The following is a 14,447-nucleotide window of genomic DNA, read 5'->3' as shown; positions in this document are numbered from 1 at the left end:
GCTTCGCGATGGGGCTTCGCCCCACCCTTGACACCGGACTCCGGCCCGAAAGACCGGCGGCTATGGGTGGCCCGGAGGGAGCGGGCGCCCTCGAATGGGACTACGGATGCCGTGCCCGGCGGACGGGGCAGCGGGCCGCCGGGCGCCAGGTGTTCCCCGTTCGCCGAGGTTCTCGGCGGACGTAGGCCGGGCGGCCGGTGGGTCTGCCCTGATCGCCGCTGTACCCGATGGAGGACGGAAGCCGGGCCGCTGGGTGCCGGGTCTTCCCCGATCGCTGGGGTTCCCGGCGGACGTGGGGCGGGCTGCCGCTTGCCGGGGGCTGCCCTGATCGCCGTTGCCTCTGCGGACGTGGGGGCGGAGGCCGGAGGCGGGCCGGGCCCGATCGCCGAAGTCCCCGTTGGGCGGGGGCGGAAGCCGGAGACGGCTGCGCTCCGTTGCGGATGTGGCCCGGCGGGCGGGGGCCGGACCCCGGGCGCCGGCTATCGCCGATCGCTGACGTTCCCGGCGCGTGTCGGCGGCTTTCGGGGGCCGGTTGGGTGCGTTCGGCGATGTCTCCGGGGGCGGGGTTCGACCGTGGTCCGGGGTTGCGGCCTTCTGGCCCGTCACGTCCCACCGGAAGCCGCTTCCCGGGGGGCGAAGTTCGGTTTTGGCTCGGGGGATATCCCTTGATTCGGGGTGAATCGGGCGTTCGGGAGGGGCTTTTGCTCGTCGAGGTGTGCCTACGGGTGGGCGTTCTTCTTTCGTGTGTCTCGCCGAGGTGAACTCGCGGTAATCCGGCCCCGAGACTGGGGCAAAACGTCCGTGCGGTGCGACTTTCGCCCGTTCCTGCGTACCTGGCGGGCTCTGGGCCTCCGGGCGGCTGCCCGGTCATCCCCGGCGGGCGTTGGTGGTACGAAGCCGTCGTCGTGGCCCCATTGAATCGGGGTAAAACGGTCGGCGGGGCTGACTTTCGCCCGTCCATGTGCGTGCCCGTGTTCCCGGGGGCGTCCCCCGCGCTCCCGGTCTCGGGCGGAGGGAATTGGTCGTCACTCGCGGTAACACCCCCGGATCCGGGGCGAATCGGCTCCCCGGGGGCTACCTTTGCCCCTCGGCGTGCGTTCCGCCGAACCCTGCGGGGCAGTCCCCCCTCCTTCGGGCACCGCCGAAACACCTTCCCCCGCCTCCTCCCCTCCCTCCAGACTCCTGCCACAGCCCGGCGCCGCCCGTTCGGACCGACCATGCGGCGGCGCCGGGTCCTCGGCCAGGCACGACCAGCACGGCCGGGCGACCGGCACCACGGGGGAACGGGGGCGTACATGCGCATGCCTGCGTACGGGACAAGGGGCACCGCCGCGTACACGACGGCGTTCAGAGTCGGCCTCTGCGCCCTCTTCCTCGCCGCCGCCACCGCCTGCGGTGCCGCCGGCGGCGCCCAGGGCGGCGACCCCGCCGCGAAACCGCCCCGTCCCGCCACCCTCGGCGAACTCGCCCTCCTCGACCAGGCCCAGGAGGCCCTCGTCGACCGGTGCATGGACCGCGCCGGCTTCGAGTACCACCCCGCCGCCCCCGTCACCGCCGACGAACGGCGCGACTTCCCGTACGTCGTGGACGACCCCGCGTGGGCGCGCGCGTACGGCTACGGCGGCGCGCTCGACCGGCGGGCCGCACGCGAGCGGAAGGACAACCCCAACGCCGCGTACCTCCGCACCCTCTCCCCTGACCGCCAGCACGCCTACGGCACCGCCCTCTACGGCGACCCCGCCACGGCCATCGAGGTCACCGTTCCGACCGGCATAGACATCCGCAGGTCCCGCACCGGCTGCCTCGCGGATGCGGACCGCGCGCTCTACGGCGACCTGCGCGAATGGTTCCGCGTCGACAAGGTCGCCTCCAATCTCCCCGACCGCACCGCCGAACTGCACCGCGCCCCCGAGTACCGCGCCGCCGTCGGCAAGTGGGCCGCCTGCATGACCGGCCGCGGCCACCCCTACGCGAGCCCCGACGACATCCAGCGCCGCCTGCCCGCGCTCACGAAGGGCGCGAGCCCTGGCGAGGCCCACGCCGTCGAGGTCGGACTCGCGACGGCTGAAGCCGAGTGCGCGCGTAGTACGCCGCTCTCGGCGACCGTCGACCGCCTGACCCGCCGGCTCGCGCGGCCCGACCGCGCGCAGTACGCCGCGGAGATCGAGGGTCGCGACCGGATGCGGCTCCTGGCACTGGAACACGCCCGGGCCCGGGAACTGCCGCCGCGCTGAGCTCCCCGACCACGTACCAGCACATCCAACCGAGGAAAGTGAGATCACCCATGCGCACGTACAAGCTCGCCCTGGCCGCCGCGGCCGCCCTCGCCTCCGCCGGGGCCCTCGTCCCGGCCACCACCGCCGCCGCGGACTCCGCGGAGACCACGGCCCGGGCGACCGCGGGCACCGAGGTCCGCGACGTCTCCGCGCAGGATCTGAAGTGTGCGGCCACCGTGGAGCGTTACGGGAACACCGGCACGGTCAACATGTACGACCGCCGCAACTGCGCGGGCTCGGCCATGTGCAAGGACTACGACAACGACAGTGACTACAGGCGCGGCGGCGCCTGCACGGGGAGCGACAACAACGACACGAGTTCCGCGGCGAACCTGGGCTGGAGCGGCGGTAACGACGACGTGAGGTTCTACTCGGGCTTCTACAACGGCAACGGCGCCGGGTCTGCCATCGGCTGCCTCAAGCGCGGCGACTGGTGGTCCGACTTCGACGGGCTGGGCGCCGACAACTCCGTGTCGTCCCACCGCTGGGTCAACTGCTGACGGTACGTACTCGCGGACCCCTGCCCGCCGTCCGGCCGCGGCGCGCCACGGCCGGACGGCGGGCGGACGCGGGCGGAGTGCGTCAGCCTTCCCGCACGTCCGGCCCACCCGCAGGCGCTACGCCTCGCAGATCTCCGGCGCCCGCTCCTTGATCCCCAGCAGGTCGAAGTAGTTCTGCCCGAGCGCGATCCGCCGGAACGCCTCGTCCCCCATCGCCTTGTTGATCCGGCTGGTCACCTCCAGCTCCTCCTTGTAGACCCCGAAGCTCTTGTCCCGCGACGCGACGAAGTCCGTCCCCGGGATCGCCTGCTCCGGATACGCGTCGAACAGCGCCGCGTACTTCGCCCGCACTCCCGGCTTGCCGAAGTACATGTCCTCCAGCACCCGCCAGCTCAGGTCGAGCGTGAGGTTCGGGTGGCGCTCCAGGAGCCGCTTCATGATGCCGATGTGCTCGTCCGGGTCCATGTTCGGCAGCTCCTTGGAGAGCCCCATGTGCGCCCAGACGATCTTGTTGTGCGGATAGAGCCGCAGCACGCGCTCCATCAGGTGCAGATACCGCGTCGGATCCTGGTCGTTGCCGAGGTCGGAGTGGATGGTGATCGGCATGTCGCGCCGGCGCAGCTCGTCCATGAACGGCGCCCACCCGCTGATGTCCGCCTCGTCCGCGGGCTCGTGCTTGTTGGGCAGGAGGGCCTGCTTGATGAGGTTGACCTCGCCCATCCACTGGAACATCCCCGGGAACTCCTTGTCGAGCTCCCGCATCCCGCCCATCACGGTCTCGGGGTGGGCGAGGTCCGGGTACGTCATGGACAGGGCCAGGTCGACGTCCTCCTGCTTGTGCTCCACGACGTTCTCGGCGTTGACGAAGTCGTTCTTGATGCTGGGGAGCACGGGCGTGCCCGGGCAGTCCAGGTAGTACGTGCAGGGGGAGTCCACCGGGAGCTTCTGCCCGATGCCGAAGACCCCGGCGTGCTTGACGCCGGTGCGCTTGAGGTAGTCGACGACCTCGCGGAACGGGACGGCCTCGCCCCCGAAGGGCCGGAAGTGCAGGTGCCCGTCGACGACCGAGGTGTACGGCTCGGTGCGGCGGTCGAAGCAGTCCTCCTCGGCCGCGGAGGCGGCGGACCCGGCGGTGGGCCCGAGGACGACGGCGGCGGCGAGCCAGGTCGTGGCGATGACGGCGGTCCTGCGACTCACGTACGGCACGCGGATCCCCTTCGGCGGTGGAGCGGGTGGAGTGAAGACGAAGGGATTGTGTGATCGCCGGGAGGTGCGCGGGAGGCCGCCCCGCCGCGTGGCCGGGCAGATGACCGTAACGGGCTACGGCGGCGGGGCGGGCGGTGCGGGTGGGGCGTACGTACGGGGCCGTGCCGTACGTACGCGCGGGGGGCGCGGGGGGCCGCGCGCGGGTCCGTACGGTACGCCGCCGGGCACCCGCTCCGTACGCGGAACCGGCCCCGCCCGCGGGCCGCCGCCCTCCTCACACCCGCGCCGCCGCGTCCGCCAGGACCTGCCCCGCGCCCCGCGCGGCCCGGAGCGCCTCCTCGTGCTCCCGCGCGGCCTCCTCGCGCAGCGCCTCCATGCCGGGGGTGGTGGCCGCCAGCGTCAACTCGCGCTCGATCACGGTGAGATCGGCCTGCCACATGTCGACCAGGACCCGCCGGAGGTACGGGGTCGAGTGGTCCCAGCCCGCCCGGGGCGCGCCCGGCTGGTAGCCGCCGCCCTTGCTGGTGACGAGCACGGTGGGCTTCTCCTTGAGTACGGGAGTGGCGGCCCCGGCGGCGTTGATGACGAGGTCGGCCCAGGCTTTGAAGTGCTGGGAGACGCCGTAGTTGTAGAGCGGGACGGCGAGCAGGACGGCGTCGGCGCCGTCCAGTTCCGCGGCGAGTTCGGCGGCCAGTTCCATGGCCCGGAGCTGCGCGGGGGTGCGCTCCGGGGCGGGGGTGAAGCCGGCGGTGGTGGCCAGTGCCCAGGCGTCGGCGGGGAGCGGGGCGGTGCCGAGGTGGCGGCGCTCCACGGCGGCGTCGGTGTGCGTCCGGGCCCACTCCGCCTGGACGGTGTCGGCTATCTCGGCCGAGGCGGAGGCGCCGGGGAGGATGCTGGCGTCGATGCGGAAGAGCTTCATAGGGGTTCGTCTCCGTATGCAGGGGGTTGCGCGTGATGCGCCGGACTCACGATCCAGCATAAGCGGACTTTACCCCGTTTAAATTCCTGACGATACGGTGGCGACCGTGGACGGTGAGCTGATTCCCCTGGAGCGACCCCGCGCGGAGCGCGCGGACGCGGCACGAAACCGCAGGCTGCTGCTGGATACGGCCCGCCGGATGATCGCCGAGACGGGCGCCGAGAACGTGACGATGGACGGCCTCGCGGAGCAGGCAGGAGTGGGGAAGGGCACGGTCTACCGGCGCTTCCGTACGCGGGCGGGGATCTTCGTCGCGCTCCTGGACGAGGAGGAACGCGGCTTCCAGCAGCGCGTCCTCTCCGGCCCGCCGCCGCTGGGCCCGGGGGCGGACCCGGTGGACCGGCTGATCGCGTACGGCCAGGGGCGCATCACGTTCCTGCTCGACCACCACGCGGTGGCGCGCGCGGCACTGGGCCGGAACCGGCCGGTGCCGGTGGCGTTTCCGGGACTGACGCGGATGCACGTCCGCCTGCTGCTGGAGCAGTCAGGCGTGGCCGCGGACCACCTCGACGCCCTGACCCTGCAAGTGGCCGCGGCCCTGGAGGGCCCGGTGCTGCTCTACCTCGCGACGCCCGCGCAGGAGGAGGGGGAGGCCAGGCGCTATCTCCGGGCGCTGGCGGAGGGCTGGGAGGTCCTGGTCACGAGGGTCTGCCGCCCCTGAGGGGTGCCACTCGTGCGGGACGCGCGTCGGCGGCCGGCCCGGCGGCGCGTCGAGTAGGCGACGTCGAGGTCGATGCCGCTCTCGTACGGGAGCGGAGCGGGCGCTGCTGCCCAGCGCCGGGCGCTGCTGCGCAGCGCATGGAGTGAGACGAGCGGCCGGCCCTCGCCGCCTGGACGCCGAGGGGCGCCGGTCCCGCCGACCGGCGCCCCCGTCCCGGGCCGCCCCCCTCGGGCCCCCGGCCGCCCCCCTCGGGCCGGCGTCGGTGTCAGATACCGCGGGACGTCAGGATGCGGTCGGCCGCGTTCACCGAGTCGACCAGCGGGTGGAGCGCCACCGCCCGGAGGGCCCTCGCGCGGCTGCCCGTGTCCGCCGCCGCGATCGTGGAGCGCTCCACGTCCTTCAGCGTCAGCATCAGGCCCAACTGGTCCGCCGCCGCCGGGCGCGTCGGGATCGGGTGGGCGCCCTGGGCGTCCACGCGGCACGGGACCTCGATGACCGCCTCCGCGTCCAGGCCCGGGATCGTGCCGCGGTTGGGGACGTTGAGGATCAGGGTGGCGTGCTCGTCGCGGGAGATGGCGCGCATCAGGGCCAGCGCCACCCGGTCGTAGCCGCCGCCGTCCAGGTCGCACGTGTCGCGCTGCCAGCCGCCGGTGCTCTCCCGGCTCTCCGCCATGTACGTCGCCTCGCGCTCCTTGCGCGTACGCTCCCACACCGCCGCCGCCTCGCCCGGGTCGGCGGCCGCCGCGGCGTAGAACGCCGCCTGCTGCTCGCGCAGGAACTCACCGCGGGTCGCGGGCGCGTCGCGCAGGGCGGCGATGGCCTCGCGGTTGAAGTAGTAGTAGTGCAGGTACTCGTTGGGCAGCGAGCCCAGCGCCTGCAGCCACTCGGCGCCGAAGAGCTTGCCCTCCTCGAAGGACTCCAGCGTCGCCCGGTCGGCGAGCAGCTCCGGGAGCCGGTCCTCGCCGTCCACGAGGATGCGGCGCAGCCAGCCGAGGTGGTTGAGGCCCACGTAGTCGAGCTCGGTGCGCTCCGGGTCGACGCCCAGCGCGCGGGCGGCGCGGCGGGCCATGCCGACGGGGGAGTCGCAGATGCCGATGACGCGGTCGCCGAGGAGGCGCTGCATGGCCTCGGTGACCATGCCCGCGGGGTTGGTGAAGTTGATGACCCACGCGTTCGGGGCGACGGCCGCGACCCGCTCGGCGATGTGCATGGCGGCGGGTACGGAGCGCAGCCCGTACAGGACGCCGCCGGCGCCGACGGTCTCCTGGCCGAGCAACCCCTCGGTCAGCGAGGCGCGTTCGTCGCGGCTGCGGCCTTCGAGGCCGCCGGCGCGGATGGCGGAGAAGACGAAGTCCGTGTCGCGCAGGGCGTCGTCGAGGTCGGTGGTGGTACGGACCGCCGGCGGCCGGGCGCCTCTGGCCTCCCCGTCCGCCGCGTGCTGCGCGAGGACGGCGCCGATGGCTTCCAGGCGCCGCGGCTCCGTGTCGTACAGAACGAGCTCGGTGCACCGCCCCGACTCGTCGCCGCTGTCTTCGAGCAGGGCCCGGAACACCAGCGGCACGCGGAACCCGCCGCCGCCCAGCACTGTCAGCCTCATACCGTGATTACCTCCACACCGGCCTCGCCGAAGGCGGCGAGGGTCACCGGGTCCGATGACGTGTTCGTGATGAGCATGTGCACGTCCTCGGGGCCGCAGATGCGGACGAGCCCCGAGTCGCCGGGGAACTTGCCCGCACTGGCGAGCAGCACCACCTGCCGGGACGCCTTGATCATGGCGCGCTTGACGGGGACCTCGACGTGGGTGCTGTCCAGCACGCTGCCGTCGGGGAGGATCCCGCTGGCGCCGAGGAAGAGCCGGCCGACGTAGAGCTCACGGAGATTGGACTCCGTGAGTACGCCGACGACCGAGCGGTAGTTCCGCCGGACCTCGCCGCCGAGCAGTATCAGGGTCACCGCGTGGTCGTCGCGCAGTTCCTCGTAGACCGCGAGATTGCTGGTGACGATCGTCACAGGGCGGCCGCGCAGCCGCTGGGCCAGGGCCAGCGTGGTGGTGCCGATGTCGAGCAGCACCACGTCGCCGTCCTCGATCAGCTCGGCGGCGCGGGTGGCGACCGACTCCCGGCCGCCGGGGTCGTCGTCCGCGACCTCGGCGAAGGGTCTCTCGTCGTCCGCGCGGGCCGCCACGGCGCCGCCGTAGACCCGGGTGAGGCGGCCGGCGCGGCCGAGTTCCGTGAGGTCGCGGCGGGCCGTGGCCTCGCTGACGCCGAGCCGCTTGGCGATGTCCCGGACGGGCAGCACGCCCTCGTCACCGAGGATGCTGAGCAGCTTCTCGTGGCGCGTCTCTCGCAGCATGGACCGCAATGTACTCCACGTGAGCGAGTTTGCGCGAGTGTGAGTGACCTCTTGCAAATTCCGTCGCGGCGGTGCAAGGTGTCGCTCAATGTGAACCACGAGCAGGAAGGACACGCCGTTGAGCACACCCTCGGCGGTCCGCACAGCGATCGACCCGCTGGCGGGCACACGCGCTCCCGGCGATCCTGAGCACGACGTTCTCCTCACCGGCACCGTGTTCATGGACATCGTCTTCACCGGCCTCGAAGGCGCGCCCGTGCGCGGCAGCGAGAACTGGGCCCGCGGCATGGGCTCCAGCCCGGGCGGTATCGCGAACATGGCCACCGCGCTCGCCCGCCTCGGGCTGCGCACGACGCTCAGCGCGAGCTTCGGCACCGACCTCTACGGCGACTACTGCTGGGAGAGCCTGTCGGAGAGCGAAGGCGTCGACCTCAGCCCGTCGCGGCGGCTGGCCGGCTGGCACTCGCCGGTCACGGTCTCCATGGCGTACGAGGGCGAGCGCACCATGGTGACGCACGAGCACCCCGCGCCGCCTCCCGTCTGCGCCACGCTCCCGCGCGCCCGCTCCGTGATGGCGTCGCTGGAGCCGGGCCGGGACGAGGAGTGGGTTCGGCAGGCGCACGAGCAGGGCTCCCGCGTCTTCTCCGACGTCGGCTGGGACGAGTCCGGCCGCTGGGACCTCAACGCGCTGACCGGGCTGCGCTACAGCCACGCCTTCCTGCCCAACGCCGCCGAGGCGATGCAGTACACCCGCACCGACTCCCCGGAGCAGGCGGTACGCGCCCTCGCGGAGCTGGTGCCCATCGCCGTGGTGACCAAGGGCCCCGACGGCGCCGTCGCCGTCGACGGCGTCACCGGCGAGACCGCCGACGTCCCCGGCCTGCTCGTGGACGCCCTCGACCCCACCGGGGCCGGCGACGTGTTCGTCGCCGGCTTCATGACCGGAACACTGGCGGGCTGGCCGCTCGCCGACCGGCTCGCCTTCGCCAACCTCACCGCCGCGCTGTCCGTACAGCACTTCGGCGGCTCGCTGTCCGCGCCGGACTGGACGGAGGTGGCCGCGTGGTGGATCGAGGCCGCCGCCGGTGCCAAGGCCGGCAACGCGGACGCCGCCGAGGTGGCCCGGCGGTACGACTTCCTGGACGGCCTGGTCCCGGCCCTGGTGCGGCAGCGGCCGCGCCGGCGGGCCATCCCGACCATCGGCTTCCGGGACGAGTAGAACGAAGGAGTTCTGATGGGATTGCGCAACAAGGGCGGCGGTAGAAGGCGGACCAAGGCACTCGTGCCCGCCGCGCTCGCCGCGGGACTTGCCGTCATAGCCGCCGGCTGCGTGCCCGGCACCGACGGCTCCGGCGCCGTCGATGGCGGGGGCGCCGGCGGCACGGGCGGCGTACCGGACCCGGCGAAGGCGGGGAACGTGACGCTGACCGTGTGGGACCAGGAGGTCCGCGGCGGCACCAACGCCGAGCTGGAGCAGCTCAACAAGGAGTTCCAGGAGAAGTACCCGAACGTCAAGATCAAGCGGGTCTCCCGGAGCTTCGACGACCTCAAGACGACGCTGAAGCTCGCCCTGTCGGGCAACAAGCCGCCCGACATCGTCCAGGCCAACCAGGGCTACCCCGACATGGTCGCGTTCGTGAAGGCCGGGCTGCTCATGCCGCTCGACAACTACGCGGGCGTCTACGACTGGAACACGCGCTACCCCAACACCCTGCTCAACCTCAACCGGGTCTCCGCCGACGGCAAGCAGTTCGGCACCGGCCGCCTCTACGGCATCTCCCAGACCGGCGAGTTCATCGGGGTCTACTACAACAAGGAGAAGCTGGCCGACGCGGGCATCGAGCCGCCGAAGACCTGGAAGGAGTTCACGGACAGCCTCGCCACCCTCAAGGAGAAGGGCGAGCTGCCCATCCAGTTCGGCAACCTCGACCAGTGGCCCGCCATCCACAACTTCGGCGTGCTCCAGGACCAGCACGGCGCCGCCGAGGCGCGCGACACCGTCCTCGGCCGCGGCGACGGGTTCGACAACGCGTACACGAAGGACGCCGCGGCCGAGCTCACCGACTGGATCGACAAGGGCTACCTGCCCAAGGACGCCAACGGCCGCGGCTACGACGACTCCTACAAGCAGTTCGCCGGCGGCGACGGCGGGTACCTCATCGCCGGCACCTGGCTGCAGGCCGACCTGAAGAAGCCCATGGGCGACAACCTCGGCGTCATGGCCCCGCCGCCCGCCACCGAGGGCGGCAACCCGACCACCACCGGCGGCCAGGGCCTCTCGTGGTCCGTCACCTCCAAGTCCGCGCACCCCGACGTCGCCGCGGCGTACCTCGACTTCATCACCAACGAGCACGCTGCCGACGTCATGACGGAGAACGGGGTCCTGCCGGCCGTACCCGGCAAGGCGGCCGACGAAGTCGACCCCGACAGCCCCGACGGCCAGATGATCGCCGCCTGGAAGCGGCTGAACGCCGACGACGCCCTCGTCCCGTACCTGGACTACTCGACGCCGACGTTCTACGACACCATCTCCGCCGGACTCCAGGACCTCATCGCCGGCAAGACCTCGCCCGACGGCTTCGCGAAGAAGCTGCAGGACGACTACGGGCCGTTCATGGAGAAGCAGCGCGGCGACGGCGCCGGCTCCGAGCCTGCGGGGTCGTGATGAAGTCCCTCACCGCCGGCTACGGCCGCCGCGCACCGGGCGAACCACGCGCGGTCGGATACCTGTACGTCCTGCCCGCGCTCGTCATCTACGCGCTGTTCCTGCTCGTCCCCTTCGGGCAGTCCGTGTGGCTGTCGTTCCTGCACTGGGACGGCCTCACCCGGGCCACCTCCGCCGGGTTCTCCAATTACTCCGACATATTCACCGACCCGTCACTGCGCGCCCCCTTCGGGCACGCACTCATACTGCTGATCTTCTACTCGGCGCTCCCCGTCTGCATCGGCCTGCTGCTCGCGGCAGCCATGTCGCGAATACGGGTGCGGGGCATGACGTTCTTCCGCACCGTGCTGTTCCTGCCGCAGGTGCTGGCGATGGTCGTCGTCGGCGTCGCGTGGCAGTCCATTCTCGCGCCCGACGGGCTCCTCAACGACGTGCTGCGCGCCGTGGGCCTGGACTCCCTGGCCCGGCCCTGGCTCGGCGACTACGACTGGGCGCTGCCCGCCGTCGGCATCGTCGGCACCTGGGTCATGACCGGTCTGTGTCTCGTCCTCTTCCTCGCCGGTGCCCAGCGCATCCCGAAGGAGCTGTACGAGGCCGCACGGCTGGACGGCGCGGGCGCGTTCCGCGAGTTCTTCGCCGTCACGCTGCCGGCGCTGCGCGCCGAGATAGCCGTCGCGCTGACCCTGACGATCGTCGCCGGACTGCGCAACTTCGACCTCATCTACGTCATGACGAGCGGCGGGCCCGGCGAGGCCACGTCCGTGCCGGCGTACGAGGTCTACCACCGCGCCTTCGAGCTGAACCAGGTCGGTTCCGCCGCGGCCGTGGGCGTCGCGCTCACCGTGCTGATCTTCACCCTGACCGTCACGGTCTCCCGGCTCGTCGAAGGGCGGCGCTCATGAGCACCAAGATCGAACGCACCTTCACCTACGGCATCCTGTCGATCTTCGCCGTCATCTCCCTGACGCCCGTCATCGGCATCCTGTCGACCGCGTTCGGCGAGAAGGGCTCGCTCAACACCGGCTTCTCGCTGCCCGAAGGCGGCCTGAGCTGGAGCAACTTCTCCGACGCCTGGAGCCAGGGCAACTTCGGCACCTACCTCGGGAACTCGATCCTGGTGGCCGTGGTCGTGGTCACCGTCGCGACCGTGCTGTCGATCCTGGCCGCGTACGCCTTCGGCGTGATGCGCTTCCCCGGCTCCAACATCCTTTTCTACGTGTTCGTCATCGGCCTCACGCTGCCGCAGGAAGCGCTGGTCGTACCGCTCTACTTCGACCTGCGGCACTACGAGATCACCGACACGTACTGGGCGCTGATCCTGCCGCAGACCGCGCAGTCCCTCGCGTTCGGCGTGTTCTGGATGCGGACCTACTTCCGCAACAGCGCACAATCCGTGGTGGAGGCCGCCCGCGTCGACGGCGCGAACAGCTTCACCACGCTGTGGCGGGTCCTCGTCCCCATGGGGCGGCCGGCGATCACCACCATGATCGTCATCACCTTCATGTGGACCTGGAACGAGTTCCTCATGGCGCTGGTCATGATCAGTGAAGAAGGACTGCGCACCGTACCGCTGGGACTGGCCTTCTTCCAGGGACAGCAGACCTCCGACACCTCGCTGCTCGCCGCCGCGGCCGTGCTCATCGCACTGCCCGTCGTGGTCGTCTACATAGCGCTGCAGCGGCGGTTCATCGAGGGAATGCTCACCGGAGCAGTGAAGGAGTAAGAGAGTTGGGAGTGGCAGTGCCGAAGCCGAAGCCGTACGACGTGGTGACCATGGGGCGCGTCGGAGTGGACATCTATCCGCTCCAGACCGGCGTCAGCCTCGCCGAGGTCAGCACCTTCGGCAAATACCTCGGCGGAAGCGCCACCAACGTCGCCGTCGCCGCCGCCCGCTACGGGCACGGCGCGGCGGTGATCACGAAGACGGGCGCCGACCCCTTCGGCACCTTCATCCGCGACGCGCTGCGCGGATACGGGGTCGGCACCGACTTCGTGGGCACCTCACCGGCACTGCCCACACCCGTCACGTTCTGCGAGATCTTCCCGCCGGACGACTTCCCCCTCTACTTCTACCGCTACCCCAAGGCACCCGACCTGGACCTGACGGCCGGCGAACTGGACATGGACGCCGTACGCGCCGCCCGGGTGTTCTGGATGACCGGCACCGGACTCAGCGAAGAACCCTCCAGGACCGCGACACTCGCGGCCCTCGAAGCCCGGGGCCGCGCGGCACACACCGTCTTCGACCTCGACTGGCGCCCGATGTTCTGGCCCGAGGGCGCGGGCGCGTCCGCCGACGGACTCGCCCGCGGGCTGTACCAGCGGGCGCTGGCCCATGCCACGGTCGCCGTCGGCAACCTGGAGGAGTGCGCGGTCGCGACGGGGGAGCGGGAACCGCGCGCCGCCGCGCGGGCCCTGCTGGCGACGGGCGTCGAACTCGCCGTCGTCAAACAGGGCCCCCGCGGTGTCCTCGCCGTCCACCGCGACGGCGCCGAAGCGGAAGTACCCCCCGTGCCCGTCGAGGTCGTCAACGGCCTCGGCGCCGGCGACGCCTTCGGCGGCGCCCTCGTCCACGGCATGCTGGAAGGCTGGCAACTGGACCGCACCATCGCCTTCGCCAACGCCGCCGGAGCCCATGTGGCGGGCGAACTCGCGTGCTCCGACGCGATGCCCACGGCGGCACAGGTGGAGGCCAGGCTGCGCGCGGCGGAGAACCAGGCGTGACCCCACCCCCACGCCCCCCACGCCGCGCACCTCCCCCACGCACCCGCCCAAGGGTAGGCCGCCCCAGTGACAGCACGCGCACGCAGCGTACGCGGCGTACGAGGTCGAGCAGTGCGACGATCGAAGTCCGCACCGCAGACACGACCGCACCCACCCGCGCACGCGCCCACTCCCCGGAGACCCAGGCATGACCGTTGACAAGACCGGCGACCTCACCGCCACCCGCGTCCACAACCCCGGAGCCATCGCCGCCGCGGCAGCCGCCCGCCGCCCCGCGACCTCGCCCCTCGGCGACGGCGACCCGGGCCGGGCCATGATCATCGCCGCCGACCACCCCGCCCGCGGCGCCAACGCCGTCGGCGGCGACGCCCACGCCATGGCAGACCGCGGACTCCTCCTCGAACGGCTCTGCCTGGCCCTGGAACGCCCCGGCGTCACCGGCGTCCTCGCCACCGCCGACATCCTCGAAGACCTCCTCCTCCTCGGCGTCCTCGACGGCAAATCCGTCTTCGGCTCCATGAACCGCGGCGGCCTCGCCGGCTCCGCCTTCGAGATAGACGACCGCTTCACCGGCTACGACGCGGAGACCATCGACGCCATGGGCTTCGACGGCGGCAAGATGCTCACCCGCATCGCCCTCGACGACCCCGCCACCGCCGCCACCCTGGAATCCAGCGCCCGCGCCGTCGACGCCCTCGCCGACCGGCGCCTCATCGCCATGGTCGAACCCTTCCTCTCCCGCTGGCACGACGGCCGCGTACGCAACGACCTCACCCCCGACGCCGTCGTCAAGTCCGTCTCCATCGCCTCCGGGCTCGGCCGGCGCAGCGCGTACACCTGGCTCAAGCTGCCCGTCGTCCCCGACATGGAGCGCGTCGTGGCCGCCACCACCCTGCCCGTGCTGCTCCTCGGCGGTGACGCCGGCGGCGCCGACAGCCAGCGCGCCGTCTTCGACGCCTGGCGCGGCGCACTGCGGCTGCCCGGCGTGCAAGGGCTCGTCGTGGGCCGCTCGCTGCTCTACCCCGCCGACGGCGACGTCAGCGGGGCCGTCGACCGGGCGGTGAGCCTGCTGTGAACGACACCA

At 72.1% G+C, this 14,447-nt stretch carries 13 protein-coding genes; 9 read left to right on the top strand and 4 right to left on the bottom strand.

Annotated elements, in window-relative coordinates; translation table 11 throughout:
* The first annotated feature begins 1,295 nt into the window (after nucleotides 1-1,295).
* Together ACFYVJ_RS28465 and ACFYVJ_RS28460 are read left to right on the top strand one after the other, a co-directional pair.
* Nucleotides 1,296-2,234, top strand: coding sequence for a hypothetical protein (locus tag ACFYVJ_RS28465; protein WP_388897225.1), 939 nt, complete (start codon nucleotides 1,296-1,298; stop codon nucleotides 2,232-2,234).
* Between the two features lie 50 nt (nucleotides 2,235-2,284).
* Nucleotides 2,285-2,776: a hypothetical protein gene (locus ACFYVJ_RS28460; RefSeq protein ID WP_388897222.1), complete on the top strand. Its 492-nt coding sequence runs from the start codon at nucleotides 2,285-2,287 to the stop codon at nucleotides 2,774-2,776.
* Nucleotides 2,777-2,893: 117 nt separating this feature from the next.
* On the opposite strand, the gene ACFYVJ_RS28455 is transcribed toward ACFYVJ_RS28460, so the two are convergent.
* Nucleotides 2,894-3,982 carry an amidohydrolase family protein gene (locus ACFYVJ_RS28455; protein ID WP_388897219.1) on the bottom strand — a complete coding sequence of 363 codons (1,089 nt, stop codon included), beginning with the start codon at nucleotides 3,980-3,982 and terminating at the stop codon, nucleotides 2,894-2,896.
* Between the two features lie 274 nt (nucleotides 3,983-4,256).
* The gene (locus ACFYVJ_RS28450) at nucleotides 4,257-4,901 is read right to left on the bottom strand and encodes an NAD(P)H-dependent oxidoreductase (protein ID WP_388897216.1); all 645 of its coding nucleotides are present in this window, start codon (nucleotides 4,899-4,901) and stop codon (nucleotides 4,257-4,259) included.
* A 97-nt stretch (nucleotides 4,902-4,998) separates the two neighbouring features.
* On the opposite strand from ACFYVJ_RS28450, the gene ACFYVJ_RS28445 reads away from it, so the two are divergent.
* Nucleotides 4,999-5,622: a TetR/AcrR family transcriptional regulator gene (locus ACFYVJ_RS28445; RefSeq protein ID WP_388897213.1), complete on the top strand. Its 624-nt coding sequence runs from the start codon at nucleotides 4,999-5,001 to the stop codon at nucleotides 5,620-5,622.
* 265 nt (nucleotides 5,623-5,887) lie between these two features.
* Here the strand turns inward: ACFYVJ_RS28445 and ACFYVJ_RS28440 are convergent, their stop codons facing one another.
* Nucleotides 5,888-7,219: a 6-phospho-beta-glucosidase gene (locus tag ACFYVJ_RS28440; protein WP_388897210.1), complete on the bottom strand. Its 1,332-nt coding sequence runs from the start codon at nucleotides 7,217-7,219 to the stop codon at nucleotides 5,888-5,890.
* A complete protein-coding gene (locus ACFYVJ_RS28435; RefSeq protein WP_101423916.1) occupies nucleotides 7,216-7,974 on the bottom strand; it encodes a DeoR/GlpR family DNA-binding transcription regulator in 759 nt (252 codons plus the stop codon). Before ACFYVJ_RS28435 ends, ACFYVJ_RS28440 begins: the two co-directional genes overlap by 4 nt.
* Nucleotides 7,975-8,092: 118 nt before the next feature.
* Here ACFYVJ_RS28435 and ACFYVJ_RS28430 point away from each other — a divergent pair, with 118 nt between their 5' ends.
* From ACFYVJ_RS28430 to ACFYVJ_RS28405, 6 genes are all read left to right on the top strand, one after another.
* Nucleotides 8,093-9,193, top strand: coding sequence for a carbohydrate kinase family protein (locus ACFYVJ_RS28430; protein ID WP_388897206.1), 1,101 nt, complete (start codon nucleotides 8,093-8,095; stop codon nucleotides 9,191-9,193).
* Between the two features lie 15 nt (nucleotides 9,194-9,208).
* Entirely contained in the window at nucleotides 9,209-10,639 is a 1,431-nt protein-coding gene (locus ACFYVJ_RS28425; protein WP_388897203.1) for an extracellular solute-binding protein, read from the top strand.
* Nucleotides 10,639-11,541 (top strand): carbohydrate ABC transporter permease, encoded by a 903-nt coding sequence (locus tag ACFYVJ_RS28420; RefSeq protein WP_388897199.1) that lies wholly within the window; start codon nucleotides 10,639-10,641, stop codon nucleotides 11,539-11,541. Before ACFYVJ_RS28425 ends, ACFYVJ_RS28420 begins: the two co-directional genes overlap by 1 nt.
* Nucleotides 11,538-12,362: a carbohydrate ABC transporter permease gene (locus ACFYVJ_RS28415; RefSeq protein ID WP_388897196.1), complete on the top strand. Its 825-nt coding sequence runs from the start codon at nucleotides 11,538-11,540 to the stop codon at nucleotides 12,360-12,362. The genes ACFYVJ_RS28420 and ACFYVJ_RS28415 overlap by 4 nt, the downstream gene beginning before the upstream one ends.
* Before the next feature lie 11 nt (nucleotides 12,363-12,373).
* Nucleotides 12,374-13,363 carry a 5-dehydro-2-deoxygluconokinase gene (gene iolC, locus ACFYVJ_RS28410; RefSeq protein WP_388897193.1) on the top strand — a complete coding sequence of 330 codons (990 nt, stop codon included), beginning with the start codon at nucleotides 12,374-12,376 and terminating at the stop codon, nucleotides 13,361-13,363.
* Nucleotides 13,364-13,550: 187 nt separating this feature from the next.
* Nucleotides 13,551-14,438, top strand: coding sequence for an aldolase (locus ACFYVJ_RS28405; protein ID WP_388897190.1), 888 nt, complete (start codon nucleotides 13,551-13,553; stop codon nucleotides 14,436-14,438).
* Nucleotides 14,439-14,447 lie beyond the last annotated feature (9 nt).

It is taken from the genome of Streptomyces sp. NPDC004134 (assembly GCF_042874195.1).
GTDB lineage: Bacteria > Actinomycetota > Actinomycetes > Streptomycetales > Streptomycetaceae > Streptomyces.
This window is presented reverse-complemented; position numbering and strand designations above follow the sequence as displayed.

Excerpts from the sequence above, each read along its gene's own strand:
- ACFYVJ_RS28435 (WP_101423916.1), bottom strand. The coding sequence starts at position 7,974 with ATGCTGCGAGAGACGCGCCACGAGAAGCTGCTCAGCATCCTCGGTGAC.
- ACFYVJ_RS28420 (WP_388897199.1), top strand. The coding sequence starts at position 10,639 with ATGAAGTCCCTCACCGCCGGCTACGGCCGCCGCGCACCGGGCGAACCA.
- ACFYVJ_RS28425 (WP_388897203.1), top strand. The coding sequence starts at position 9,209 with ATGGGATTGCGCAACAAGGGCGGCGGTAGAAGGCGGACCAAGGCACTC.
- ACFYVJ_RS28450 (WP_388897216.1), bottom strand. The coding sequence starts at position 4,901 with ATGAAGCTCTTCCGCATCGACGCCAGCATCCTCCCCGGCGCCTCCGCC.
- ACFYVJ_RS28460 (WP_388897222.1), top strand. The coding sequence starts at position 2,285 with ATGCGCACGTACAAGCTCGCCCTGGCCGCCGCGGCCGCCCTCGCCTCC.
- ACFYVJ_RS28405 (WP_388897190.1), top strand. The coding sequence starts at position 13,551 with ATGACCGTTGACAAGACCGGCGACCTCACCGCCACCCGCGTCCACAAC.
- ACFYVJ_RS28465 (WP_388897225.1), top strand. The coding sequence starts at position 1,296 with ATGCGCATGCCTGCGTACGGGACAAGGGGCACCGCCGCGTACACGACG.
- ACFYVJ_RS28415 (WP_388897196.1), top strand. The coding sequence starts at position 11,538 with ATGAGCACCAAGATCGAACGCACCTTCACCTACGGCATCCTGTCGATC.
- ACFYVJ_RS28440 (WP_388897210.1), bottom strand. The coding sequence starts at position 7,219 with ATGAGGCTGACAGTGCTGGGCGGCGGCGGGTTCCGCGTGCCGCTGGTG.